The sequence below is a fragment of the Flavobacterium branchiicola genome, from assembly GCF_018383905.1.
Classification (GTDB): Bacteria; Bacteroidota; Bacteroidia; order Flavobacteriales; family Flavobacteriaceae; genus Flavobacterium; species Flavobacterium branchiicola.
Map to the genome: position 1 here is coordinate 169,439 of NZ_JAGYWA010000003.1, position 24,261 is coordinate 193,699.

25 protein-coding genes and 2 tRNA genes are annotated in these 24,261 nt (G+C 31.3%); 15 read left to right on the plus strand and 12 right to left on the minus strand.

The window, feature by feature from the left end:
* Positions 1-23: 23 nt before the first annotated feature.
* The 8 genes from KHA98_RS07790 to KHA98_RS07825 all read left to right on the plus strand — a co-directional run bounded on the left by KHA98_RS07790 (position 24) and on the right by KHA98_RS07825 (position 4,607).
* Positions 24-98, plus strand: a tRNA-Val gene (locus tag KHA98_RS07790).
* A gap of 60 nt (positions 99-158) precedes the next feature.
* The gene (locus tag KHA98_RS07795) at positions 159-410 is read left to right on the plus strand and encodes a GIY-YIG nuclease family protein (RefSeq protein WP_213256965.1); all 252 of its coding nucleotides are present in this window, start codon (positions 159-161) and stop codon (positions 408-410) included.
* A 152-nt stretch (positions 411-562) separates the two neighbouring features.
* Positions 563-814 carry a GIY-YIG nuclease family protein gene (locus tag KHA98_RS07800; protein ID WP_213256965.1) on the plus strand — a complete coding sequence of 84 codons (252 nt, stop codon included), beginning with the start codon at positions 563-565 and terminating at the stop codon, positions 812-814.
* 163 nt (positions 815-977) lie between these two features.
* The gene (locus KHA98_RS07805; RefSeq protein WP_213256972.1) at positions 978-1,535 is read left to right on the plus strand and encodes a hypothetical protein; all 558 of its coding nucleotides are present in this window, start codon (positions 978-980) and stop codon (positions 1,533-1,535) included.
* Positions 1,536-1,782: 247 nt separating this feature from the next.
* Positions 1,783-1,857: transfer RNA gene (locus KHA98_RS07810), tRNA-Val, on the plus strand.
* A gap of 79 nt (positions 1,858-1,936) precedes the next feature.
* Entirely contained in the window at positions 1,937-2,341 is a 405-nt protein-coding gene (locus KHA98_RS07815) for a helix-turn-helix domain-containing protein (protein WP_213256974.1), read from the plus strand.
* Positions 2,342-2,536: 195 nt separating this feature from the next.
* Positions 2,537-3,070, plus strand: a complete 534-nt coding sequence (locus KHA98_RS07820; protein ID WP_213256976.1) for a GNAT family N-acetyltransferase — start codon at positions 2,537-2,539, stop codon at positions 3,068-3,070.
* 232 nt (positions 3,071-3,302) lie between these two features.
* Positions 3,303-4,607: a M20/M25/M40 family metallo-hydrolase gene (locus KHA98_RS07825; protein WP_213256978.1), complete on the plus strand. Its 1,305-nt coding sequence runs from the start codon at positions 3,303-3,305 to the stop codon at positions 4,605-4,607.
* Positions 4,608-4,718: 111 nt separating this feature from the next.
* Here KHA98_RS07825 and KHA98_RS07830 read toward each other — a convergent pair whose 3' ends face one another.
* Positions 4,719-5,699 carry a hypothetical protein gene (locus tag KHA98_RS07830; RefSeq protein WP_213256980.1) on the minus strand — a complete coding sequence of 327 codons (981 nt, stop codon included), beginning with the start codon at positions 5,697-5,699 and terminating at the stop codon, positions 4,719-4,721.
* Between the two features lie 485 nt (positions 5,700-6,184).
* Here KHA98_RS07830 and lepB point away from each other — a divergent pair, with 485 nt between their 5' ends.
* Together lepB and KHA98_RS07840 are read left to right on the plus strand one after the other, a co-directional pair.
* Positions 6,185-7,792, plus strand: a complete 1,608-nt coding sequence (gene lepB / locus KHA98_RS07835; RefSeq protein WP_213256982.1) for a signal peptidase I — start codon at positions 6,185-6,187, stop codon at positions 7,790-7,792.
* Positions 7,793-8,148: 356 nt separating this feature from the next.
* Entirely contained in the window at positions 8,149-9,174 is a 1,026-nt protein-coding gene (locus KHA98_RS07840) for a ligand-binding sensor domain-containing protein (RefSeq protein WP_213256984.1), read from the plus strand.
* A 26-nt stretch (positions 9,175-9,200) separates the two neighbouring features.
* Here KHA98_RS07840 and KHA98_RS07845 read toward each other — a convergent pair whose 3' ends face one another.
* Positions 9,201-9,776: a hypothetical protein gene (locus tag KHA98_RS07845; RefSeq protein ID WP_213256986.1), complete on the minus strand. Its 576-nt coding sequence runs from the start codon at positions 9,774-9,776 to the stop codon at positions 9,201-9,203.
* Positions 9,777-10,645: 869 nt separating this feature from the next.
* Here KHA98_RS07845 and KHA98_RS07850 point away from each other — a divergent pair.
* Positions 10,646-11,056 (plus strand): helix-turn-helix domain-containing protein, encoded by a 411-nt coding sequence (locus tag KHA98_RS07850; protein ID WP_213256988.1) that lies wholly within the window; start codon positions 10,646-10,648, stop codon positions 11,054-11,056.
* Positions 11,057-11,179: 123 nt separating this feature from the next.
* Entirely contained in the window at positions 11,180-12,388 is a 1,209-nt protein-coding gene (locus KHA98_RS07855; protein ID WP_213256990.1) for an outer membrane protein assembly factor BamB family protein, read from the plus strand.
* 69 nt (positions 12,389-12,457) lie between these two features.
* Here KHA98_RS07855 and KHA98_RS07860 read toward each other — a convergent pair whose 3' ends face one another.
* The 6 genes from KHA98_RS07860 to KHA98_RS07885 form a co-directional block, all read right to left on the minus strand.
* Positions 12,458-13,495 carry a hypothetical protein gene (locus KHA98_RS07860; protein WP_213256992.1) on the minus strand — a complete coding sequence of 346 codons (1,038 nt, stop codon included), beginning with the start codon at positions 13,493-13,495 and terminating at the stop codon, positions 12,458-12,460.
* 74 nt (positions 13,496-13,569) lie between these two features.
* The gene (locus KHA98_RS07865; RefSeq protein WP_213256994.1) at positions 13,570-14,202 is read right to left on the minus strand and encodes a hypothetical protein; all 633 of its coding nucleotides are present in this window, start codon (positions 14,200-14,202) and stop codon (positions 13,570-13,572) included.
* Positions 14,203-14,310: 108 nt separating this feature from the next.
* Positions 14,311-14,874 carry an adenylate kinase family protein gene (locus tag KHA98_RS07870; RefSeq protein WP_213256996.1) on the minus strand — a complete coding sequence of 188 codons (564 nt, stop codon included), beginning with the start codon at positions 14,872-14,874 and terminating at the stop codon, positions 14,311-14,313.
* A gap of 40 nt (positions 14,875-14,914) precedes the next feature.
* Positions 14,915-16,216, minus strand: coding sequence for a hypothetical protein (locus tag KHA98_RS07875; protein ID WP_213256998.1), 1,302 nt, complete (start codon positions 16,214-16,216; stop codon positions 14,915-14,917).
* A 138-nt stretch (positions 16,217-16,354) separates the two neighbouring features.
* The gene (locus KHA98_RS07880; protein ID WP_213256999.1) at positions 16,355-16,990 is read right to left on the minus strand and encodes an SMI1/KNR4 family protein; all 636 of its coding nucleotides are present in this window, start codon (positions 16,988-16,990) and stop codon (positions 16,355-16,357) included.
* A gap of 14 nt (positions 16,991-17,004) precedes the next feature.
* Positions 17,005-18,090 (minus strand): acyltransferase family protein, encoded by a 1,086-nt coding sequence (locus KHA98_RS07885; RefSeq protein ID WP_213257001.1) that lies wholly within the window; start codon positions 18,088-18,090, stop codon positions 17,005-17,007.
* Between the two features lie 181 nt (positions 18,091-18,271).
* On the opposite strand from KHA98_RS07885, the gene KHA98_RS07890 reads away from it, so the two are divergent.
* On the plus strand, positions 18,272-18,667 hold the full coding sequence (locus KHA98_RS07890; RefSeq protein ID WP_213257003.1) for a VOC family protein: 396 nt from the start codon (positions 18,272-18,274) through the stop codon (positions 18,665-18,667).
* 91 nt (positions 18,668-18,758) lie between these two features.
* Here KHA98_RS07890 and KHA98_RS07895 read toward each other — a convergent pair whose 3' ends face one another.
* The gene (locus KHA98_RS07895) at positions 18,759-19,163 is read right to left on the minus strand and encodes a VOC family protein (RefSeq protein ID WP_213257005.1); all 405 of its coding nucleotides are present in this window, start codon (positions 19,161-19,163) and stop codon (positions 18,759-18,761) included.
* Positions 19,164-19,284: 121 nt separating this feature from the next.
* On the opposite strand from KHA98_RS07895, the gene KHA98_RS07900 reads away from it, so the two are divergent.
* Positions 19,285-19,728: a PepSY-like domain-containing protein gene (locus tag KHA98_RS07900; RefSeq protein WP_213257007.1), complete on the plus strand. Its 444-nt coding sequence runs from the start codon at positions 19,285-19,287 to the stop codon at positions 19,726-19,728.
* Positions 19,729-20,011: 283 nt separating this feature from the next.
* Entirely contained in the window at positions 20,012-21,457 is a 1,446-nt protein-coding gene (locus tag KHA98_RS07905; RefSeq protein ID WP_213257009.1) for a glycosyltransferase, read from the plus strand.
* Positions 21,458-21,527: 70 nt separating this feature from the next.
* Here the strand turns inward: KHA98_RS07905 and KHA98_RS07910 are convergent, their stop codons facing one another.
* The 3 genes from KHA98_RS07910 to KHA98_RS07920 all read right to left on the minus strand — a co-directional run bounded on the left by KHA98_RS07910 (position 21,528) and on the right by KHA98_RS07920 (position 24,260).
* Positions 21,528-22,583, minus strand: coding sequence for a linear amide C-N hydrolase (locus tag KHA98_RS07910; RefSeq protein WP_213257011.1), 1,056 nt, complete (start codon positions 22,581-22,583; stop codon positions 21,528-21,530).
* A gap of 139 nt (positions 22,584-22,722) precedes the next feature.
* The gene (locus KHA98_RS07915) at positions 22,723-23,094 is read right to left on the minus strand and encodes a hypothetical protein (RefSeq protein WP_213257013.1); all 372 of its coding nucleotides are present in this window, start codon (positions 23,092-23,094) and stop codon (positions 22,723-22,725) included.
* A 233-nt stretch (positions 23,095-23,327) separates the two neighbouring features.
* Positions 23,328-24,260, minus strand: coding sequence for a transglutaminase-like domain-containing protein (locus KHA98_RS07920; RefSeq protein WP_213257015.1), 933 nt, complete (start codon positions 24,258-24,260; stop codon positions 23,328-23,330).
* Position 24,261 lies beyond the last annotated feature (1 nt).

Below are 24,261 nucleotides of genomic sequence, written 5' to 3' on the forward strand. Positions count from 1 at the left end.
AATGATAGCAACCTAGTAAAATAGGGCGATTAGCTCAGCTGGTTCAGAGCACCTCGTTTACACCGAGGGGGTCGGGGGTTCGAACCCCTCATCGCCCACAAAATTCCAAAAACTCCAAAGTCTTATGATTTTGGAGTTTTTTGCTTTATATCCTTTTTATGAATTTTACAGTTTATATATTATTTAGTGAACACAAGAATAAATTCTACATTGGATTTACTTCCGATATAGAAGCAAGATTAATTAGACATAATCAAAAAAGCAAAGGCTTTACCGGAAATACAAATGATTGGAAAGTTGTTTACACAGAAAATTATGAAAGCAAAGAACTCGCACATAAAAGAGAGTTACAGATTAAATCCTGGAAAAGCAGAATTAAAATTCAGGAACTAGTTTTTAAAAAAGATTAGCTCAACTGGTTTCAAAGCATTCCGATTTTTCATCGGAAGTGGTCGGGGGTTCGAACCTTCCGATGAAAAATCGGAACAAGCTCTCATCGCCCACAAAATTCCAAAAACTCCAAAATCTTATAATTTTGGAGTTTTTGCTTTATATCCTTTTTATGAATTTTACAGTTTATATATTATTTAGTGAACACAAGAATAAATTCTACATTGGATTTACTTCCGATATAGAAGCAAGATTAATTAGACACAATCAAAAAAGCAAAGGCTTTACCGGAAATACAAATGATTGGAAAGTTGTTTACACAGAAAATTATGAAAGCAAAGAACTCGCACATAAAAGAGAGTTACAGATTAAATCCTGGAAAAGCAGAATTAAAATTCAGGAACTAGTTTTTAAAAAAGATTAGCTCAGCTGGTTCAAAGCATTCCGATTTTTCATCGGAAGTGGTCGGGGGTTCGAACCCCTCATCGCCCACCAAGAAACTCCTTAAGAAATTAAGGAGTTTTTTATGCTCATTATTATATACTTTTGGACTCACGAGAAATCTTTATTTAATAAAAAAAGTTCAAATGAGAAATGAAGAAGATTGCAAAAAAAACGAACGATTCTTATTCTGTGACACATACTTATCAGACAAAGGAATTGAATTATCACAAAAGGAAACAATCAGACGATTTACAAATCGCGATAAAAATGAATTATATCAAAAATACATAACCTGGAAAAAAAAAGACAATGAAATTATTGTCTTTGCCCTTTATGCTTATGCAGATTTAAAGCTAAAGAAAGAATTTGATTGTATTTTTAACTATGACAATCCAGATGAATTTGTTTTAGAAAAATTCATTTTAACTCAGTCAATTTATGAGGGCTGGGTACCAATCGATACTGTTGAAGATGGACACAAGCACTTGTTGGTTTTTAGTTTTGAAAATGAAATACCAAAAATATTTTTCAATTTACACAAAGAAGAAACTCTTAGAGATACACGACCTAAAATTCACACAAAACTAGGTCTATGTAATCAAAAAGATTTTGAAACAATATCTAATCATCTTAAGAAACGTCATTTATTGATGGAAAAATATGGATTAGAATATTGGAAATACATGGATGAAGAAATATAAAAACAATTGAAACTTCGATAGCACGGAAAGAAACGACTCAAAAACTACTAAAAAGTAAAAACAGTTTTAAAACGCTCAACTTAAAAGGATATAAATTAAATTTACAATGCGCAAGAAGTGGTACACAACGCAGAGAAGTACGATTATATAGAATTATTTTATTTTTTTTATAAAAACACTTGCAAATACAAAATCAAGCTGTATATTTGCACTCGCAATCACGAAATGATAGCAACCTAGTAAAATAGGGCGATTAGCTCAGCTGGTTCAGAGCACCTCGTTTACACCGAGGGGGTCGGGGGTTCGAACCCCTCATCGCCCACAAAATTTCAAAAACTCCAAAGTCTTATGATTTTGGAGTTTTTTCTTATATTTGATAATTAGAAATCTAATACTTATTTATGGAACAGAAAATACATCAGGGAAGAAACGTAAAACGTTTTAGAGAAATGCTTAACATAAAACAGGAAGGATTAGCTTATGATCTGGGCGAAGACTGGAACCAGAAGAAAATTTCTATGCTAGAGCAAAAGGATGTAATTGAAGAAAATTTGCTTAAACAAATCTCAGCAGTTTTGAAAATTCCTGTTGAAGCTTTTCAGAATTTTGATGAAGAACAGGCGATAAATATTATTTCTAATACTTTTGATAATTGCCAACAACCTGCGTCGGTATTTTACAACTCAACGGTTAATCAAATTGATCAGTTCATTAAACTTCACGAAGAAAAAATTGCTTTATACGAGCGAATGTTGAAGGAGAAAGAAGAAATGATGATGAGGCTTGAGAAATTGCTTAATAAATAATTATTATACAATAATATTTGCAGAAAGAAACCTTATAAACTCCAAAGTCTTATGATTTTGGAGTTTTTTGCTTTATATCCTTTTTTATAAATTTTATTGTTTATATATTGTATATCAAACATAATGAGATAGATATATAATTTAGTCGTCAGTTTACGACAACAAAAACCAATATTCATAAAAAGAGTAAAAAGTATGATGAAAGAATTTCCAATAATAAAAACCGAAAGGCTTTTACTTCGACAATTTGCAGATAGCGATCTTGAAAATGTTTTCAAAGGACTTTCACATCCGGAAATTATTAAATACTATGGCGTAAGTTTTGAAACATTGGAAGCAACTAATGAACAAATGATATTTTTTGCTGACCTTGAAAAAAACGATACGGGAATTTGGTTTGCTGTTTGCTCAGCTGATAACAGCACATTTTACGGCGCAGGCGGACTAAATAATTGGAGCAAAGAACATAAAAAAGCCGAAATCGGTTTTTGGTTACTTTCAGAATTTTGGGGTCAAGGAATTATGAAAGAGGCAATGCCATTAATTTGTAACTATGGATTTGACCATCTGAAACTTAATAGAATTGAAGGATTTGTTGAATCGGAAAATAAAAATTGTAAAAATGCAATGGCTAAACTGGACTTTCAATACGAAGGAACTATGAAAAACTGTGAAATTAAAAATGACGAGTTTATAAGTCTTGACATTTATGCTAAACTAAAAGAATAATTTTAATAAAACCTGAGCATGAAATCAAGTAAAAATCATCTGATTCTTTCTCAACATATGCACTTCAATTCCACTCAAAGGCTTAATTTATTTTATATTTTGAATAACAATTACGTTACTATTTCTTTTTTGATCGGCTTAAAATTCTTAAGATAAAAGCCATTCCTAAATGCAAAACAACTGATAAAATTGTACTTTTGGCTTAACCAAAATGTTATTTTAAAAGTAAAATATGAAAAAAATTATTGTAAGTATCTTTATTCTAAGTCAATGTTTTAATGTGCATGGACAATCGATTGATAAAATCATTACGAATAAGGAAGTAACTCGTATAGAAAAAATACTTTCTGCCGATGATATGCAGGGTAGAAGAACTTTTACTCCCGGTATAGACAAAGCATCCGCCTTTATAGAATCTGAGTTTAAAAAAATTGGTTTGAAAACCTTCAATGCAGCGACGAATTACAGACAAGAATTTTCGTTGACTGCCTCCAAGGCGGTTTCTTCAAAAATTACTATTGATGGCAAAGAAATAAATAACAATCAAGTTGTTACATTCTCCTACCTTCCTCAGGTTTCTTTAACTGAAAAAAGCGATATTTCTATTGTAAAAATCAATAAAAGGGATAACCTTGGTGAGAAATTCAATGAATATTATAAAAGTTCGAAAAACCTTTTGGTGCTATTAGACCCTTCATTTGATAATGTTTTACCAAATATTCAACATATTGATCGAATAAATGCTAATCCTGGAAACAATACGATTATGTTTGTTTTTGGCACCACAGAAGCAACCACTTTTTCGGTTGAATTAACGAATACAATCTCAAAAAAAACATTGAATAATGTTGTTGGCATATTACCCGGAAAAACGAAACCAAACGAGTATGTGATTTTTTCAGGGCACTATGATCATTTGGGAGTAGGATCTCCTGAAGAAGGTACGCCACATTCTGCGACAGATTCTATTTATAATGGTGCAAATGATGATGCCGCTGGAACAACAGCAGTAATTATGCTTGCTAAATATTTTAAAAAACTAAATAACAACGAGCGTACTATCATTTTTACCACATTTGTAGCGGAAGAAATTGGTGGTTATGGAGCCAAATATTTTTCTAAACAGCTTGTCCCGGAACAAGTTATTGCGATGTTTAATATTGAAATGATTGGAACAGAATCTAAGTGGGGTAAAAACTCTGCTTACATCACAGGTTTTGAAAAGTCGAATATGGGACAGATTTTGCAAACTAATTTAACAGGAACAAATTTCACCTTTTATTCAGATCCTTATCCAGATCAACAATTATTTTACCGCTCAGACAACGCTACATTAGCCAAGCTTGGTGTTCCCGCTCATACCATTTCTACTTCAAAAATGGATAATGAACTAACGTATCACACAGTCGATGACGAATTTGAAACGTTAGACATTGATAACATGACCCAAATAATAAAATCAATTGCAATAAGTTCTTCTACTATTATTAGTGGAAAAGATACGCCAACAAGAGTAGATACAACTCAATTGAGATAACATAAGTAAATTTTAAAGAATCGAAAAAGCACTGAAAATCAATTATTTTCAGTGCTTTTTTTTTACTTGCCTCTTTCTGATTAAAATAATAGTAACAAGTTTATGTTTCTCTTAATTCTGTTTTTTTTCTTTATAAAAACCAAATATAGAAATTGAAAAGAAAAAGACTCCAAAAAGTCCAAGTACAAAAGAATTCCAATATTTGCTTTCTGATTTATTTAGATTATTATCTGATAATTTTAAAAAATCACTTTTTTTTGATCTAATACTTTCAATACCAATATTTTCATTAAAGAAATACTTATCACTTATTGATAGCGAATCAATCTTTATTAATTTTTCCCGATAATCTTTTCTATTAATACCAAGAAATATAGAATCTCCCTTATTTACAGTACTCAATAAATCATTTACAAAAGTTGCTTTTAAATTCTTATTACTTATATGGAAAACCAAATCAGGATATTTTTCTATTCTGATATTAATATAGCTGTGTTTACTTTTTACATATTCAATTTTTCCTGATGTAATATCACCAAAAACAATTATGTCTTTAGATTTTATATCCTCAATATGTAAAGCATCATATGCGCCATAAAAGAGAAAAAAGCTGATTATCAAAAAGATAATAGCTAGTTCTTTTTCCCTTTTTCTTTCTGTTAATTTTTCCCGTGCAGTATCCCGTTTTTTATCTTTTGTGACTTGTTGTTTTATTTCAGAATAATTTTCAAAATAGTCACTTGATATTATTGTTTTTTCTCCATTTTTAAAATATAATATTATTTGTTCCCACTTATTAAATTTTCCTTTTAATTGTTTTTCAGTCCAACTTACAATATCATCGAGGTCGTAAACTTTTTTTTCATTTCTTATAAGGGAAGATTGAATTAACCTGTTTTCTATGATTCCGTATCTTTTTATTGAAAATAAATTGAATAAAATAAAAACGGAAATTATTACACACAGAACAAACAAAATCAAACAAATGTTTTTTGAATTATTCTCAGGAGTATATTTTATTAAGGTATAAATTGCGATAATTAAACAAAGTAGCAAACCCAAAAAATGACCTTTCCAATAACCTTTTTTCATTTTTGAGTTTAGATATTTATCTGTCAATTTTTTTAATTTTTAAGATTGTGATTCAATTATTAATATATGAAACAATTACAAGTTAAAATAGTTTTAAACCATGCAGTAGATTTCCTCTTGGCTAATATAAGAAATATCTTCATTCCAGTTAATTAGGTCAAGATTAGATAAACAGAAATTCAAATTGGTTTTATAAAAATTTGTTTAAATAATCGAAATCATTTGATGTGATATACATAAAAATTATTTCTATTTGAGTATAAAATCGAGTACTGAATTAATATGAACTCCTTAAGAAATTAGGGCGTTTTTTTACTTTATTACACCTTCACAAATTTACAGCCCCAAACTCCTTAAAAAGCAATTGGATTATAAAACGCACCTTTCTTATGTTTTATAATTATGTAACAAATTATATAAAAAGCTACATATACTGAATCAAAAGAGATTGAGTAAAAAAAAATAACTAATAAAACTTCAGAAATATGAATTTATCACAATGGCTTGTTTTTATTTTAATCATGCAAATCATCCATGGATTATCTACCTGGAAACTTTATATAAAAGCAGGAAGAAAACCAATAGAATCCTTTATACCGATTTATAATCTAATTGTAATGATGAAAATTGTAAAACGCCCGGGTTGGTGGGTGATTTTACTATTTATTCCTATTATAAATCTTTTGATGATTCCTGTATTTTGGATCGCAATCATTAGAAGTTTTGGAAAAGATTCCCTAAAAGATACAATACTGGTTTTGCTAACATTAGGTTTTTATATTGCATATTTAAACTATACTTCAAAAGATCTTACTTATCTTGAAAATAGAGATTTACGACCAATATCTAAAGCAGAAGATACAATAGGATCTCTTGTATTTGCCATCATTGTTGCTACGTTGGTACACACTTACATCATACAGCCTTTTACGATTCCATCTTCATCATTAGAAAAAACATTATATACAGGCGATTTTTTATTTGTAACCAAATTTAATTACGGCGCAAGAGTACCAATGACTACTGTAGCACTTCCAATGGTGCACGATTCAATTCCTTTTTTGGGTAAAAAATCCTATTTGTTCAATGATGATTTTACTAAAAAGGAAACATCTTGGTTAAATAAGTTTGAACTGCCTTATTTCAGGCTTCCGGCAATTGAAAATATTGAACGTAATGAAATTGTAGTTTTTAATCAGCCGGCAGACACGTTGCGAAATATGGATAATTTTCATCCGGATCGAAACTATTATAAACCAATTGATAAAAAAACAAACTTAGTAAAACGATGCGTTGGAATCGCTGGAGACTCTTTAGAAATTCGCGATGGAAATATTTACATTAATGGTAAAATATCAGTAATGCCAAAAAGCGCAAAACCTCAGTATAATTTTTTAATTGATACAAAAGGGCAGGCTATAAGCCAGGATGAGCTTAGACATACCTATGGCGCCAGAGAAGGTCTACAGTACGAAAACGGATATTTTGCACTTACTAATACAGGTGGATATCTGTTGACATTGACAGATGAAGAAGCTAAACTAATAGCCCAAAACCCTGTTGTAGCAAAAGTTACAAAACAATTGACGCCAAAAGGTGAGGATGGAAATGTATTTCCTCATATTCCTTCTTTAGGTTGGAATGTAGACAATTTTGGACCTATTTATATTCCTAAAAAGGGAAAAACGATACAACTAAACATAAAAACACTACCTTTTTATAAGCGTATTATCGAAGAATATGAACATAACAGTTTAAAAATTAATGGTAAAGAGATTCTAATAAATGGAAAAATAAGCAATACTTATACTTTTAAACAAGATTATTACTGGATGATGGGAGATAATCGTCAAAATTCTCTTGATGCGAGATATTGGGGATATGTTCCTTTTGATCACATAATTGGCAAACCTGTATTTATTTGGTTTAGCTGGGAAAAAAATGCCTCTGGTATTAATAAAATTAGATGGAATCGTGTTTTTTCTGTGATAAACGGAAATGGTGAACCGAAGTCTTACTTGATTCATTTTTTAATAATAATTGGTCTTTTTACTATAGGAAGCAAATTGATGAAGAAAAGAAAAAAAGAATAAATCAGGAATTTTTAAAAAGTTCATTTAAATCATCTTAAAAATGGTTTATAAACAGACTCTTAAAAACCATTAAAGCCATTTGATGATTTATTAAGAATTATTTCTATTTTTAATATAAATAGAACCCGTTGGGTGAAATTACATTTAAAAATGCTGCTTTAAAAAAAATAGCACGCGGATAAAACGGATTTACTTCGTAAAAACGCGGACAAAAACGGATTTTTTTTTAATTCTTTAAACAAATCCGTTTTTGTCCGCGTTTTCGTGATAACGAATCGGTCTAATCCGCGTTAAAATTTATAATATTTTAATTTCACCCAACGGGTTAAATAGAATCTAAACCAATATCAGACACAATGAAGAGATATTTACATTTTTATACTTTACTATTGATATTTGCCCTTTGCACTTCTTGCAAAAAAAGCCAACCAGAAGGAGAAAAAATCATTATCGATCACAAGACTACAGATATAATTACTCCCTACGGGTCTCAATCAATAAGCCGAAATATCATACAAGACAAAAAGAACAATATTTGGATTGCTGCATTTGATGGTGTTTTTCGGTACGATGGAAAGTCTTTTGCCAATATTACAAGTAAATTGATTCCAGCGCGCTTTTTTTCTGTTTTAGAAGATAAAAAAGGGAACTTTTGGTTTGGATCTATAGGTTCGGGTGTTTATTATTATGATGGTAAAACGTTTCAGAATTTTACAACCAAAGAAGGTCTTCTTAATAATGAAGTCACAAGTATTTATGAAGATAAAAAAGGGAATATCTGGTTTGGTGTTTCCGGAGGGGCAAGTTGTTTTGATGGTAATTCCTTTCGAAATTTCATTATAAATGGAAATGACATGAATGAGGATCAAACAGGGAAAACTTTCCTGAATAGACAACCTTATGAAGTTAATGCGATTATTGAAGACAAAAAGGGTAAATTTTGGTTTGCAACAAGAAATAACACCTTTACTTATGATGGAAATACATTTTCAGTTTTCACGCATAATAACAAACCTTTCAAAAATGTCCGTACTTTAATCGAAGATAAAAAGGGGAATATCTGGCTTGGCGGCCCCGATGGTCTTTGGCGTTATAATGGCAATACATTTACCAATTTTACAAAGAATTTTGTTGGTTATATAATGGAGGACAAAGAGGGAAATATTTGGACTAGTTCACAAAAGGATAATAGCGGTGTTTGGGCACTTTTTCGATATGACGAAAAATCTTTATCTGATAAAAAACCTGCTGTAACTGAAATTAAATCAGGCGGAAACGGCCTTTTTGGTATTCTGGAGACTCATGATGGAAATATTTGGTTTGGGTCTATGAACGGAGTGTATCGTTATGATGGAAAAAGCATTTTCGATTTTAGAAACTAAAATGGTGTTTTATGGTAAGTTCCTTCTTATTTTTTATTTAACAGATTATCTAACTCTTCTTCTGCATCATCAATTCCTAATAACCTACTTTCGAAAAACCCAATATATTTCACATCGTCAATTGTAATTTCTTCAAATTCATTCTCCGCTATTCTTAAATGTATTTTCTTTGGATTTACATTTCTAGTTATTATGTAATCAACAATTTTAAATTCATTTCTATATTTTCCTCCGCTAAATTCTTGTTCAATTACAGTTTTAAAAGTTATTTTTTCGAGACTTTTGAGTTCAATCTTTTTTGCAGTATTTTTCCAGGTTATCTTTTCGATTTTCCCCAGATTACTTTTCTCAACTATATATTTTGCGTTTTTATCTAAATCGTATTTTGAAACCGATTTTAATATTTTACTAAATTCCGGTAAACCTAAAAACTTTTTAGTTTTGTTATTCAACACATTTCCATGATCATATTGCGTTGCATATTCACTGCTAATTTTTAAACACGTTTCAGAAAAACCAGTATTAATATATTGATTTTTAAACCCTATAAATGAACATGATATAAGTAATACGGTAAATAGGATAATCAACTTTAATTTCATACTATTTTAAAATTTCTTTAAGTGAATATAAAAACATTTCAAACCCTTAATAATCAACAGAAGTTTTATTTTTATAACGCTTCTTGTTCTTTATATACGAAGTAAAACAATGCCAATGAATTAATTATGTATAAATAAAATCCATATCTAATTTGCGAAAAAAACCAAAATGATATAGAAACAGTTACAAGTGATAATATTATCAATGCGATATTTAAAAAGCACAGGAATAATTGATTATAATGATTTCTAAAAAAACAAACTAAAAGAGTTATATTAATAAAGAGAATCAATGTAAAGGAAAAAAATACTGATTCAAATGACATTGCTAAATCATAACCACTTAATGAGAAACCTTTTTTTGCTTCTTTAAATGCAATTTCTTTATTCTTTTTGGTTTTGGCGTGCGAATACACTTTTATAAAAGAAGAGCCTTCTTTTATATTTTGATCTGAACACATTTGAAAAAAGGGTAAAAAGAAAATTAGAAAACTTATTCCTGATAAAATCCGAATTATACTTTTTCTTTTGTTATTCATGCAAATGCTTGTTAAATGTAATTTAACTCTCCTAAAATTGTAGTTTATGTTAAACTAATATACAGAAACTTTCTTAAAAACAACAAAATATTCCTGACCAAACAATTATTGTTTTATCATAGGTATCATCAAACCCTATTCAAAAACTCTAATTCCAATCACCAAAAATACAGATAAACAGATTCCAATTTTAGAAATATAACCGTTACAGATTGCGGATATAATATCTGACAAAATCAGTAATTGAAAGGTTATTTTTTTATCTTTGAAATTCAAAATTTAAATCTAAAATGGCTTTATATTTGAGCCTTTAGTAAATTGACATTCATTATGGAACAAAAAATACATCAGGGAAGAAACGTAAAACGTTTCAGAGAAATGCTTGGCATTAAACAAGAGGGATTGGCTTTTGATCTTGGCGAAGACTGGAATCAAAAGAAAATTTCTATGCTGGAGCAAAAAGATGTAATTGAAGATAATTTGCTCAAACAAATCTCAAGTGCATTGAGAATTCCTGTTGAAGCGTTTCAGAATTTTGATGAAGAACAAGCGATAAACATTATTTCTAACACATTTGATAATGGAGCTTTCTTAAATACAGGTCAAAATGCAACTTTTAATGTAAATCCGATGGATAAATGGATTGAAGCTTTAGAAGAAATTAAACGCCTGAATCTTGAACTTCTAAAATCTAAAGATGAACAAATTAAGATTCTGGAAAAACTGGTTTCAAACAAATAGTATAAAATAAATCCTTAAAAATTAAACCTGAAGATTATTAAGGAAACCTACAAAACTCCCTAGAAAAATAAGGAGTTTTTTTATGATATACACAAATCAAAATATCAAACCCAAATTTTAAAAATGAAACAAAAACTAATAACTCTTTTGCTTGTATTTACTATTGTAAATATGTTTGGTCAAGTTCCAGTTACGCCAAAACCCGATCAGACCGCAATTCCTGCAGATAAAGTTTCGACTTCTAGTGATGTTTTTACTAATAAAGCTTTGAGTCCGCTTAAAAAAGTTCCGTTAGACGAAGCTTCAATCCTGATTTACGATTACGATGGTAATCTTTTTTCATTTGATTTAGAATCTGAAACAATTGTCTGGACAGTAAAAGCAACCAATGCCTACACCGAAATGTGCGCCAATGCCGTAACGCTGCAAGATGGGGTTGTATACGTTCCGTTTATTAATGGTGAAGTTTTTGCCATAGACAATCAAACGGGGTCAATCTTCTGGAAATCAAAACTAGGAAGCAGTGCAGATCAAGTTTTACTTAAAGATCAGACACCAACTATAAACGACGGAAAATTGTTTATTACAACACAAAGTGACATTAGCACTATTTATGCTCTTGATATAAAAAACGGAAGTTTAATCTGGAAACACAAGCTAGATGCTCCGGATAATCATCTTTCGGTTCTTTATCTGGACAATAAAGTATTTGCCCAAAGCGGAAACTCTTTGTATAGTTTTGAAGCCAATACAGGAAAGGTAATCTATCAAAAAACTTTTGAGGAAGCTTTAACAGGAAAACCAGTTACCGATGGCGAAAATATATTTGTAGCCAATGATAAAAATGTGCTTTTTGCTTTAAGTCCAAACAAACCGGATATTGTATGGGAATTTAAATTTGATGAGAATCAATTTAGTATCAAACAACGTATCTTTTGCGTAGACAAAAAGATCTATTTTGCGGCGCAAGGCACAAATGTATCTTCGGTATACTGTGTAGATTCAAAAGCGGGAACTCAGGTTTGGAAAACAGATTTTAAAGATGATAATATCGAATACATAACCTACGAAAATGATAATCTTTGGGGATATACCCGTAAACCAAAGCTTTTTCAGATGCATTTGGATAATGGCGATTTGTTAATGGACAAAAAACTAACAACTTTGCCTATTTCAAATATCGAATTTCCAACTGATGATAATCTTTTACTTTATTATTGTGATGCAGGTTTAATTCAGTACGATTTAAATGAACAGGATGAAAATATGTTTTACATGAGAACCTCAATTAAAGAAGCTCCTTATAGCGCTTTTATAAAAATGATTAGATAATGTTATATATCTTACACAGAAAACTCCTTAAGAAATTAAGGAGTTTTTTTTTACTGAATGCACTTGACTTTACACTATATTTTTTCCAGTTGTCGTTATTGAAATTTCATTTTCGAGAATTTCTATACAGCCAATTCTTTTTAGTTTTTCCACAGTTTTAGCTATTTCAATTTCTGTTAATATTTTATCATAATGTTCATTTATACTCAGTAAATCTGTTTTGCCTTTTTTGATATAATTTATAAACCGCAATATAGCATCGTCTCTGTGTGTAATTCCTTTTTTAAAATATATTTCATACGAGTAATCATCATCTAATGCCTTTTTATTTCTTTCTAAACTATTAATAAAGTCAAAAATCTCACGATGTTCCTGATTAAATTTATATTCTAATTCATACTCAGTTCCGTTAAACTCAACTTTATGCGTTCTGGTAAAAGCCTTCGCTTGCTCTGTAATTACAGGTTTAGTATAATTGTCTAATTTCTCAACCAGCGCTTTTTTTAGATTATCGTTGAGTTCTAACATTTCCAATTTTCTAAGCTTAACAACATTAATCACTTTATCAGTCGACGTTTGACTTTCTACCACATGTTTAATAAATGATGATATAGGAAAACTTTCAAAATTTGTACAATAGCCAATTTTTTCATATTCGCCATTCTTAGATAAATACATCTGAACTCCCTGGTCATAAGGTTCAGCCTCTATTATACTTTTATTTGTTTCTCTTCTTAAATGACAAGGATAACAAACTTCTTTAGGCAGATAAACACTGGTTGTTGGAATAATTGGAGTTTTGCAATCTTCACATTTTGGAGACGTTTTATAATCCCACCAATTAGGACAATCTCTGGACCAATTATCCGGAGAAGGAAAGTAGAGTTCAATGCCATATTTATCAACATATTGACTTGCAATTTTTCTAGCTTCAATCACCATAGCTTCACTTGAATCAAAATTTTTATATTCTAATTCAACAATTTCTTTTGCACTAAAACTGCCCTTTTTTTTGAATACAATTGCAATATTTAAACCAATGTACTCATAATCTGAATTCCATAAACATTGAATCGCTAAAGGCTTATTTTCTTTACTTTGAAACATTTTATTTACGATATTTTGAAACATAATTTGGGGATAATTTATTTGTGGCAAAAACTCTTTGTTAAAAATAACAGCTATCTAAAAATAAGAAATAGTACTATAATTACGATCCAAATCGGGACGCGCGGATCTACATGATCAAAAAATTCCGGCTTCTTTTTAAATAAAAAAACAGATCCTGTCATGACTGTAATTGCAGAACATAGTATATACCCTAATTCTCCATCTTTTTGATCTTCAGTATTTCTACAGCTAATATCGAGATATTCTTTATTCTTATCAATCAACGAATGGATTTCGCAGGGCGCATCAGTATTAACAAGATCTAAATCAGTTTTTAGAATTTGAACAGTAACTGTATCCTTACTATTTATCCCATTTAATATTTCCTTATCAATTATGCAGCGGTAATCATAACTTGCAATTTTAAATGTGGTTGTATTGTTCTCACATTTAAATTCAATCCATTTTTTGGAGTGTTTACCTTTTGTTTCTTTAAACTCGGGTTTTCCTTCAACAATCAAGTTTTCTATCGTTTCAAGATCTGATGGCTTTATTATATAGTTATCATTTAGCACATTGATTAAATAATATGCCCCTAAAACAAGACTAATTATAGCTATTATTATATAACTGGGGCGCTTTTTCTCCCAGTCTTCTTGATTTTGGGCCATAGCTCTTTTATTAGGTTTCTTGTTTGAAGCCATAAGCAAGATTTAGTTTTTGCGAATAATAAATTTTATACCCAATTTAAAAGTAAAGCACCTGTAGATACAGATGCTTTTTTTTTTTAACGTTTTGCAAAATAACATTCGTTATATACTAGCTTTTATACGTTCAGTAATTTCTTCAATCGTTCCAAGACCGTCAAAAGTCAATACATTCAGTTTTGATTTCATATATTCAATGGCTGGTCTGGTTGCTTCTTCAAAAACATCAATACGTTTTAAATGAATCTGAGGGTCTTTATCGTCTTTTCTATTCGATGTTTCGGCTCTCTTTTTTGCTCTGATTAATAGTTCCGATTTTGGAACATCAATATTTAGAACTTTTCCAATTTTCATGTTTTTCGATTCAACCAATTCAAGCAAATCATCAACCTGAGGTTTTGTTCTAGGATATCCATCGAGAATAATTCCGGCTTTTGATTTATTTTCGTCCAGAATTTTACTAAAAAGGTCTTTCATTATAGCGTCCGGAACTAAATTTCCTTTTTCTTCATACTGAGACATTATATTTCCAATTTCAGTCCCATTTTGTTTTTCTATTCTGCATCTGTCGCCAGTCGAAATATGTTCGAAACCCAGAATTTCTTTTAGTACATCGCATTGCGTTCCTTTTCCTGAGTAGGGAGGTCCGGTAATTACTAATATTTCCATTTATGTTGGTTGTTTTTTGTTTAACGAAGATACTAAACAATTACTTTTTATACCGCTTTAAATTAACTGCATTAAAAGAATAAGAAACCATAAGATAACTCCAAAAGGCAAGTTTAGTTTCATCTTGTATTTTTGGAAGATATTTCATTGAATCCGTTGATTTATAAAATGAGAAAGCACAATTTATCTCTAATTCTTTTAATGGAAAATATTTTAGTGAAATATCATTTTCAAACCCAAGAAACTGACTCATTTCCTGTTTAAGATTATTTGTCAGAGGATATTGAGTATAAAAAAGATGGAAATCGGAGCGAAGTGATAACTTATTATTTAAAGGAATTGTAGTAAATAAATAAGGATTTATTAAACCTTTTCCGCCCACATCAGTTGGGAAACGGGTAAATACATTCATATTTCCATTAAACTTCCAGGTTACGCCATATAAAACATCAAAATCAGCAGAGGAGTTTTTATCTAAATTCGAGCTGCTTCCGCTTATTATTTCAGCACCCAAACGCCACGAAAATCGGGGTAAAGAGAATCTAACTTCCGGTTGAAAATAATAGGCAAACAATTTTTGTCCTTTTGGATTACGTCCAAACTGCAAATAAGAATTTAAGGTATAATACCACTGTTTTTCTTTAAACTCAATTCGTCCGCCTGTAGTAGCACGCGAATAGAGGTTTTCTGAGTTTGCGCTTTCTAAAAAATCAACAGCAGTCATCCAGTTAAAAGAAAATTGTTTGCCAGAATTGTAACTCAAATTATTTACGAGCAGGTATTTGTATTTATTAGCCATAACTGGAGAATAATACGATTCGAACTCTGTGCCGTAATTTCGGGTAAATAGAACGAAAAAATCATTGGCAATTTGCTTTGAATATTTCATTATACGTATTCCTTCGTGGGCACGTCCTTGCTGTGCCCAAGGTGCATCAGAGAAGAGTCTGCCATTGTCGAGTAAAATACTTTGTCTGCCTAACCGAATATTAAATGCTTTAAATTTGGTTTCAAAATACAACTGATAAAAATTGATACTGGCCACTTTTGAAAATTTATTTTCCTGATCCCAAAGATGAATTTCCTGTAAGTCAGATTTTATAAGCCATTTTTCCCTTTCATATTGCATAGAAATCCTGTTTCTCTGTGTAATATAAAAATAAGGATCTATAGAATCATTGGGTGGAAGAATATAATTTGATGTAAACTCAGCTCGTGGTCTTAGCTCAATATTCATAAGGAACTGTTGAGACAAATCGTTTTTTTCCTGAGCTCTTATTGGGATAATCACGAAGATAACAAAAAACATTATTTGATACGTTTTTGCTACTCTCTGTGTCATTATATTTCTTTTATCCTATAGGGTTAGTGTGTAAATATACTAATAGTAAATTAGTTTGTGCAAAGATTTAAAATTAAACGAAATAACTTTTTCAAAAGATGGTTTTAAATGAGACATTTTCTTCAGATATTTTGCTTACTATTTCAATTTCCTCTCATATTCTTCAGCAATATCAGTCCAGTCATCTTTCCAGGTATTTTCAAAATAAATATCTGCCATTTCCCAGTCTTCTTCGTCCCAATCTTCCCTTTCATCGGTTAATTTTAAAGCTTCAGATTCGATTTTTTCTGTTAGAAAAAGTAAAAAAGCATCAAAATTATCAGCAATTACCGAAATTGGTTCTGGATCACCTGTTGGTAAATAAAGTATTTGCCCTGGTAAACCTTCTGTTTCGGGATCAAAATCTATACATAAAAAATTTCCTGAACCATCGTGTCCAAAAGGAACTCTTTTTACTGAATATAAAGTGTTTTTGATCTTATTTATCTGTGTAATGCCTTCCGCATTGCAATCTGGAGCATTTTTAAAAAATTCCCATTGCATTTTAACGTCATCTATTTCAAGATATCCAAAACCTGCCATGAAACATAGAATGCGTTTTTCTCCATTATAAGTTTGCAATAGATCAATATAAGATTCAGGCAGTTTTTGACCAATAAAAGTTTCTAAATCCTTTATTTCAGTACTAGTTGCACCAACATTCATAAACTCATCGAGAATGTCCAGTTTACTTTTAAATGCTTCTATTAACTTTTTTATTAATTGTGTTTCCATTATAAATCGTTCTCTTAATTTTTATTCCATTTATCACTTAAATATTTCCTTACCGGAATATCATAAACCACCATTACCAAATAGGCGAATCCTACTAATAATATCACCGATGGAACAACAATTAAAGTCAGTTGAGTTGCATCAGGTTTATTGTTTGTGATATAATTTCCAAACATCCATAATACAACGTAATGTGTCATATATAAAGGGTAGGAGATATTTCCTGAAAAGATACAAGCCTTTTTGAAAGCAGGTTTTAAAACGGCGCCCGCTCCTAAAGCAATCAATAACGGAAAGTAAAATAAAACTACTAAAGGTTCTGTTATCCAATTCCACTCAGAAAAAGGCATAATAAAAGCCAACACCAACAATGCTGACAAACTAATAAAACCAAGATTATTTTTAATGATCCAGTTAAAGCGATAAATAAGTAATCCGGCCAGGAAAGAATACGAAATTCGGGCACAGCCATCCCAAAAAGTTGGTCCGCTCCAGCCGCCTACTAAATTTCCGGAATTGTATCCTACATAACAAATCGCAAAAGCCGAAAGTATCGTTAAAATCAATAAATAATTACGTTTAACGCGGTATAAAATAAAGGCATAAGCAATATTGGCGACATATTCCCAGAACAATGACCAAGCCGGCGCATTGAAACTAAAGAGGTTAAAACCTCGATCTGCGATTACAGGCAGCGGAATCATGAATAACGAACAAATAAATGCCAAAATGATTTTTCCAGTACTGTACAACTCTAAATGACCTCCAAACGGATCAAATAAAAAGGCGAGTAATCCTAATATAGATCCTGCAACAACCAGCGGATGAAGCCTGATAATTCGGGCAATAAAAAATTTACGAAGTCCCATTTTGGCAATGCGATCATCATAAGCATATCCAATTACAAATCCCGAAAGGCAGAAGAAGAAATCAACAGCCAGAAATCCATGTCCGATAAAATTCTGACTTGGATCAATAAAAATCCATTCCATAAAATGAAAAATTACAACTGCGAGAGCAGCAATTCCTCTTAATCCGTCAAGAATTTCAAAATGTTGTTTAGTTGGTTTAATTGTGGTTGCGTTTTGGCTTGTAGTCATTAAAGTAATAGTTGTGAAATTTAGTTATATAAGGCATAAGTACCTGATTTGGTGTCGCTGCAAATTATACAAATTAGCAGTAAAATCAAAATATTGGATTCATCAGATTACGATTTCTCCTAAAGCACTTAGAATTAATTGAGTAACTTAGCTGTAAATCAATTCAAATAAAACTAAAGCTATGAAAACTAAAATGATATGGGGAAACTTGGCTTCACACGATTTGCAACAAACGATTAAATTTTATACCGATTTGGGATTCAAAAAAAATGGTCAGGAAACAGACGAATTGGTAAGCTTTATTTTTGCCGAAAATAATTTTATCATCAACTTTTTTACAACCAAAAGGTTTGAAAACGCCTTACGAGGCAAATTATCAAACACTAAAACAGAAAATGAAATTATATTTTCTTTATCAGCAGAGAGCAGGGAAGATGTAGACCACTGGTACGAAAAAGTAAAACAAGTTGGCGGAACTATTTTTTCTGAACCGGAAAACTATGAAGTGGGTTATACCTTTGGTTTTGCCGATCCTGACGATCATAAATTCAACTTTTTGTATTGGCCGGGAATGTAATTACAAATCAGATAAACAAATAAAAGCCTTCAAAATCAAAGCTGATTCTGAAGGCTTTTGGTTTAATTATAATGTCTTTGCAGGAGTTTATCTAAACGGGTTCCCAAAGTTCTATTTTATTGCCATCTGCATCCATTATGTGTGCAAATTTGCCATAATCATACGTTACAATATCATCTAATACAGTTACGCCGTTTTCTTTTAATTTACTTATTAAACCTTCGATATTCTGAACCCTGTAATTAATCATAAATTCTTTTTTTGAAGGCGAAAAATAGGCGTCATCTTTTTTGAACGGACTCCATTGTAAAACTTCTTTAGCGTCAGGATTGTCACTATTTCTGGATTCAAATGTAGAACCCCAATCGTTAACTTCAAATCCTAAATTTTTAGCGTACCATTCTCTGGTTTCTTTCGGATTCTCCGAAAAAAAGAAAATTCCGCCAACTCCTGTCACTTTTGGTGTTTTGTCTGATGATTTATTTTGATCTTCCATAATTGTAAAATTATATTTTTATCTAATTCTTAATCCTTTAATGCAACTAATTTTAAACTATTTCAAATATACGGCTTAGTTGTTGTAAATTAGTTACATACAAATTTAAAAACAATAAATCATGAAGACAAATCATATACTTACTGGTCTCGTATTCATTTTAGCGTTAACAGTAAATGCACAAAAGAAAATCGAAATATCGGAATTGCCTAAAGAATCACAACAATTTCTGAAACAATATTTTAGTCATACCAGCGTTGATATAGCCAAGAAAGATGCTGAGCATGGAGAAAAAGGTTATGAAGTTAAACTGAAAGACGGAACTGAGGTTGAATTCTGGAAAGATGGTTCGTATCGGGAAGTTGATGGCGAAGACAAACCAATTCCGACAGGATTTCTTCCGAAAGCGGTTAAAGATTATGTAGCCAAACATTATCCCAACGAAAAAATCACTCATATCGATTATGGTCATAAAGATCTCGATGTTGATTTAACAAATAATATCGATTTGGAATTTACCAAAGAGGGAAAAATTCTAAAGGATAAAAAGAATAAAATAGAGTAAAACTTACGCTTTAAAAATACTTTAAACCTTCAATTTCGCCCGATTTTGAAGGTTCACTTTTTAAATTTCAGGTGTAAACTTTTTACAAAGTGTATAAACTTTACACATTCGGTTTTGTACCAAAAATAGCTAAACCACTCACAGTCACTTTTAAATGACATTGGCACGGCGCTTGTAAAATGGGTTATTGTCCTTTTCTGTTCAAAATTAGATTTGATCAAATTTCAGATCAGAAAAGTCAATTAAAAATAAAAGCCATTTTAAGATAAAAGCGATAGCCCAAATGAAAAGTGAAACAATTATTTCAGAACAATTTTATTCTGCAAACAGCAATTTAAGTTCAAAAGAAAATTTACATAATTCCGTTTTTACGGTTAGTAATGCAACTTCAAAAAAAACAGACAAAAAAGCGTCAAATCCTCTTGGTTCTTTAGTACTTGCGGGTACTTTTTTACTAATGCTTGCAGGAGCTTTTTTAGTCTATACTTTCCAATCTGATTTTGATCAGTTTCAATTAGAGAGAATAAATTCTTCCTGGGGATTTCCGTTTCTAATTCTGGCAACTGTATTATTCTTTTTCCAGACGGGATCATTCTTTTATAACTTGTATCTGTATTTCCGTTACAAACCAATCGAGTCTGTATCTGACGAATTATTGCCAACTTGTACGGTAATTGTACCGGCATATAACGAAGGAAAACTAGTTTGGGATACTTTACTAAGTCTTGCCGACAGTGATTTTCCGGAACAAAAAATGCAATTATTAGCCATAGACGATGGAAGTAAAGATGATACCTGGTACTGGATGCAACAAGCTAAAATTAAGTTAGGTGACCGTCTTACTATTTTTCAGCAACCTGAAAACAAAGGAAAACGTCACGCACTATACCGTGGATTTGAACTTGGAACAGGAGAAATTTTTGTAACTGTTGATAGTGATTCTATTGTAAAAAAAGATACCCTGCGTAATTTAGTAAGTCCGTTTGTGGTAGATAAAAAATGTGGAGCAGTTGCAGGAAACGTTCATGTTTTAAATAATAAAAAAGCATTATTGCCTAAAATGCTAAACGTAAGTTTTGTAATGAGTTTTGAGTTTATGCGTTCTGCCGAAAGCATGTTGGGGTCTGTACTTTGTACACCTGGAGCCGCTGCGGCCTATAGAAGAGATGCCGTTTTTGCTTGTCTTCCGGAATGGATTAACCAAACTTTTATGGGACAACCGTCTGATATTGGAGAAGACAGAGCTATGACCAATATGATCTTAAAACAAGGTCTTCATGTATTGTTTCAAAGAAATGCTTATGTTTTAACGAATGTACCGGAAGAATATAAAGGTTTATACAAAATGTTTATAAGATGGGGCAGAAGCAATGTGCGTGAGAATATCATGATGGCTCAGTATGTTTTTAAAGATTTTAGAAACGAATCAAAATTCGGAGCCAGACTTTTGTTCCTGAATCAATCTCTAAAAATCGTGATGGCATATCCGTTCTTATTATTCATGCTGTATTTCATTGCCCTTCATCCAATATTATTTTTAAGCTCAACACTTTTAAGTATTTTTATTGTTTCGAGTTTCTCTGTATTATTTTATGCTAAACGATACAGTTTGTCTGAAGCTTTCTGGGCATATTCTTATAGTATATTTTATACTTTCAGTTTATTCTGGATTACACCATATGCCATTGCAACAGCAAATAAAAAAGGCTGGTTAACCAGAGGTCTATAACACTAATTAACTACTATTTAATATTTAAAAACCCCTTAGATTTTTTTCTAGGGGGTTTTGCTTTTTCTATCTAATCCAATCCTGCAAATTGAAACGGTTTGGTTTCTTTAAAATTCATAGAAGATTCACCGGAATAATTTTCATTATTAGCCAGACTTAGTTTCCTTACTTTGGCTTTTTCGCTAAAATCAAGTTTACTAAATTCAACCCAAACTACATTTGGATTTAGCACATTATCAAAATAGTAGATCAGATTCTTTTGATCTGCAACAGTTCTCCATCTTGTTGATGATATATTAGGTTCTGTTTCAGAAGAAATCCCTAAGGGTACAGAACAATTTCTAATTACACCAAAAACACTTGCGAGCGCCGTTCTCATATTATCCGTTTTAGGAATTGCATCTATATAATAAGAAGCTCTTGTAAAGCGATCTGCGGCCCTGTTAGTTCCCGGAAGCATAATTGTTCCAGGAATTCCTTTCCAATAGGTATTAATTGCCAATTGTTCTTCAAAAATGGGAGAGTTTGTCATTGCCACATATTTCCTGTCATGATGTATTACAAGCTTTCCGTTGATATATTCAAAAATAGCATTATCACCAGATGAATCAGAAACAGATAAATGTACTGTGGCAAAAATACTGGTTCCCGGAATGTGAGAAGAAGTTACTGTAAACTCCTGTTTTTCTAATGCTTTTACCACTTCAGAAACTGTTGCAAAATTATCAAGAACATATTGCAGCCAAAGTGAGATAGCAAGACCTTTTGTTTTTCCGTTTTTTTCAAACTGAGGATAAGTAGACTCCGCAAGCCATAACAAATTGCCAACTAGACCTTTTTCGTTCATACCGTCAGAGGAAGCAATATCCCATGAACTTGTTACTACGCTACCGTATTTTGATTTCCATTTAACCGAATTGCTTCCGGCCTCGCCAAATCTGTCTATTCCTCTTGGAAAGACCCACAAATTTGCCGGAATTTCACCTTTCCAGTCCATTGATCGTGCTGTTAAAATTGTGCCGTTAAGGCCTTCATATACAACTCGTGTACATGCAGCAACTTTTTCATTTGATATTACTAAACTAAAGAGGGCTGATAGTATTAAAACTTTGACTCTTGTATTCATCTGTATTTGGATTTTAGTATTGGTAATAAATTATTATTGCATTTAGTGCCATAAAATAAAAAACTCCTAAAAGTGATTATTAGGAGTTTTTAAATATCTTTTTTGGTTATGCATTTGTTTAAGAAATTAAAACTATAGTTTAGATTTTCTTAAGGGTTAATTTTACTTCTTTGGTATCCAAAATTAGCTGGTCGTCGGTAATTGTGCTTTCGCATGGCCATGGAGTTCCGGTTTCATCTTTAATTACTAAGCTTTTTCCTTTTTTAGTTAAAGCATAAGTACCATCTGTAATCTCTCTAAGTAAATATCCGGTTACGTGACCATCCTGAGTAAACGTTAATGTTCCGTTTTCTATAATCACATTTTTCGCTGAGTCAGAAAGGGGGGTTTTGGCTTCAACTTCTGTAACTTTCCAGGAATTTACTAGTTCATTTCTTTTTGCTTTGTTGCATGAAATAATTAATACTGCTGATAATAAAACTCCGAAGATAAATAATTTAGATTTTTTCATGATTCTGTGATTAAAAATTAGACAGGAAAAGTTACAAAAAAAAACTATATTCAAAACACTTGTAATCAAATATTTATAAATACTTTCCTGATTAATTTTAAAAACCGCTTAAAAAGCACAGTTTATCTAACAAACTGGTACTAAACAGAGTAAACAATAGGGTTGTATTGTTTATAAAAAACAAAATTTATGCTTATTTGGGAAGGAAAAAATGAATTGGTATTCTGTAGATTTTAGTTCAGTGTAAGTTCTCCTAAAATTTCTTCGTACAGAAATGGGCCGCCCGGATATTTGGCTGTATAATCCAAATTCATCCAAACCTGTCCACGTTCATCAATATGATAGTGGATTTTTTTTCCACTACTTTCCTTTACAAAAAGTACATTTTTTATAAGATAATTGACTTTTTCCAGATCAATAAGGGAACCGATTAATATTTCAGGATAAATATGCCCTTTTGTATGTATAAGTCTTGGTGTACCGCCAATTGCACGTATAGCGGCAGCCATTAATATGGAATGATCGTCGCAATCACCGGAAAAATATTCAAGTGATTCGCTGGCGGTTGCGATGTAGTCGCCTTCTTTAGGATCGTTTACGTAATTCCAACGGCTGTTGATCTCTTTAAATACCGCAAAACACTGAATCGTGGTGCGATAATCTGAATAGCCACGAATACCTTTAAAATGCTTTGTAGTTGCCATTATAGCAAAATTTCGAACTTTTGGATTCTGGTATTCAATTGCATTTACAATTTTTGATTTATTTGGAAAAGGAAGAAGCTTAGCCACAATTATATCTTGCGGAAAAGGATTGTCTGACATGGTATAAACCATAGAATTATAGTCCTCGGAAATCTCGCTGAAACCATAATTGCCAATAACAGTTCCGTAAAACAATACCAATAAATATACGGCAACGCATAATATTATAATGGTTCGCAAAAGCATCAGTAAAAAGAAAATCGACGCAAATACCAGAATAAATATAATAACGCGATCTAAATTGAAAGACCAATTCAGATCACGCAGATTTTGATGGAGAATGATGAAAATAGGAATGGTAATTAAAAGACTCAACAGCATAATAATAATCCTATCCCAAGGTGATTTCACCTGTAATTTGGATTTTAATCGCGGAAAGTCAATTTTAGGGAATTTCATCATA

Excerpts from the sequence above, each read along its gene's own strand:
- KHA98_RS07850 (WP_213256988.1), top strand. The coding sequence starts at position 10,646 with ATGGAACAAAAAATACATCAGGGAAGAAACGTAAAACGTTTCAGAGAA.
- KHA98_RS07815 (WP_213256974.1), top strand. The coding sequence starts at position 1,937 with ATGGAACAGAAAATACATCAGGGAAGAAACGTAAAACGTTTTAGAGAA.
- KHA98_RS07905 (WP_213257009.1), top strand. The coding sequence starts at position 20,012 with ATGAAAAGTGAAACAATTATTTCAGAACAATTTTATTCTGCAAACAGC.
- KHA98_RS07865 (WP_213256994.1), bottom strand. The coding sequence starts at position 14,202 with ATGGCTTCAAACAAGAAACCTAATAAAAGAGCTATGGCCCAAAATCAA.
- lepB (WP_213256982.1), top strand. The coding sequence starts at position 6,185 with ATGAATTTATCACAATGGCTTGTTTTTATTTTAATCATGCAAATCATC.
- KHA98_RS07915 (WP_213257013.1), bottom strand. The coding sequence starts at position 23,094 with ATGAAAAAATCTAAATTATTTATCTTCGGAGTTTTATTATCAGCAGTA.
- KHA98_RS07885 (WP_213257001.1), bottom strand. The coding sequence starts at position 18,090 with ATGACTACAAGCCAAAACGCAACCACAATTAAACCAACTAAACAACAT.
- KHA98_RS07840 (WP_213256984.1), top strand. The coding sequence starts at position 8,149 with ATGAAGAGATATTTACATTTTTATACTTTACTATTGATATTTGCCCTT.
- KHA98_RS07880 (WP_213256999.1), bottom strand. The coding sequence starts at position 16,990 with ATGGAAACACAATTAATAAAAAAGTTAATAGAAGCATTTAAAAGTAAA.
- KHA98_RS07900 (WP_213257007.1), top strand. The coding sequence starts at position 19,285 with ATGAAGACAAATCATATACTTACTGGTCTCGTATTCATTTTAGCGTTA.
- KHA98_RS07895 (WP_213257005.1), bottom strand. The coding sequence starts at position 19,163 with ATGGAAGATCAAAATAAATCATCAGACAAAACACCAAAAGTGACAGGA.
- KHA98_RS07825 (WP_213256978.1), top strand. The coding sequence starts at position 3,303 with ATGAAAAAAATTATTGTAAGTATCTTTATTCTAAGTCAATGTTTTAAT.
- KHA98_RS07920 (WP_213257015.1), bottom strand. The coding sequence starts at position 24,260 with ATGATGAAATTCCCTAAAATTGACTTTCCGCGATTAAAATCCAAATTA.
- KHA98_RS07820 (WP_213256976.1), top strand. The coding sequence starts at position 2,537 with ATGATGAAAGAATTTCCAATAATAAAAACCGAAAGGCTTTTACTTCGA.
- KHA98_RS07860 (WP_213256992.1), bottom strand. The coding sequence starts at position 13,495 with ATGTTTCAAAGTAAAGAAAATAAGCCTTTAGCGATTCAATGTTTATGG.
- KHA98_RS07855 (WP_213256990.1), top strand. The coding sequence starts at position 11,180 with ATGAAACAAAAACTAATAACTCTTTTGCTTGTATTTACTATTGTAAAT.
- KHA98_RS07845 (WP_213256986.1), bottom strand. The coding sequence starts at position 9,776 with ATGAAATTAAAGTTGATTATCCTATTTACCGTATTACTTATATCATGT.
- KHA98_RS07795 (WP_213256965.1), top strand. The coding sequence starts at position 159 with ATGAATTTTACAGTTTATATATTATTTAGTGAACACAAGAATAAATTC.
- KHA98_RS07830 (WP_213256980.1), bottom strand. The coding sequence starts at position 5,699 with ATGAAAAAAGGTTATTGGAAAGGTCATTTTTTGGGTTTGCTACTTTGT.
- KHA98_RS07870 (WP_213256996.1), bottom strand. The coding sequence starts at position 14,874 with ATGGAAATATTAGTAATTACCGGACCTCCCTACTCAGGAAAAGGAACG.
- KHA98_RS07910 (WP_213257011.1), bottom strand. The coding sequence starts at position 22,583 with ATGAATACAAGAGTCAAAGTTTTAATACTATCAGCCCTCTTTAGTTTA.
- KHA98_RS07805 (WP_213256972.1), top strand. The coding sequence starts at position 978 with ATGAGAAATGAAGAAGATTGCAAAAAAAACGAACGATTCTTATTCTGT.
- KHA98_RS07890 (WP_213257003.1), top strand. The coding sequence starts at position 18,272 with ATGAAAACTAAAATGATATGGGGAAACTTGGCTTCACACGATTTGCAA.
- KHA98_RS07800 (WP_213256965.1), top strand. The coding sequence starts at position 563 with ATGAATTTTACAGTTTATATATTATTTAGTGAACACAAGAATAAATTC.
- KHA98_RS07875 (WP_213256998.1), bottom strand. The coding sequence starts at position 16,216 with ATGACACAGAGAGTAGCAAAAACGTATCAAATAATGTTTTTTGTTATC.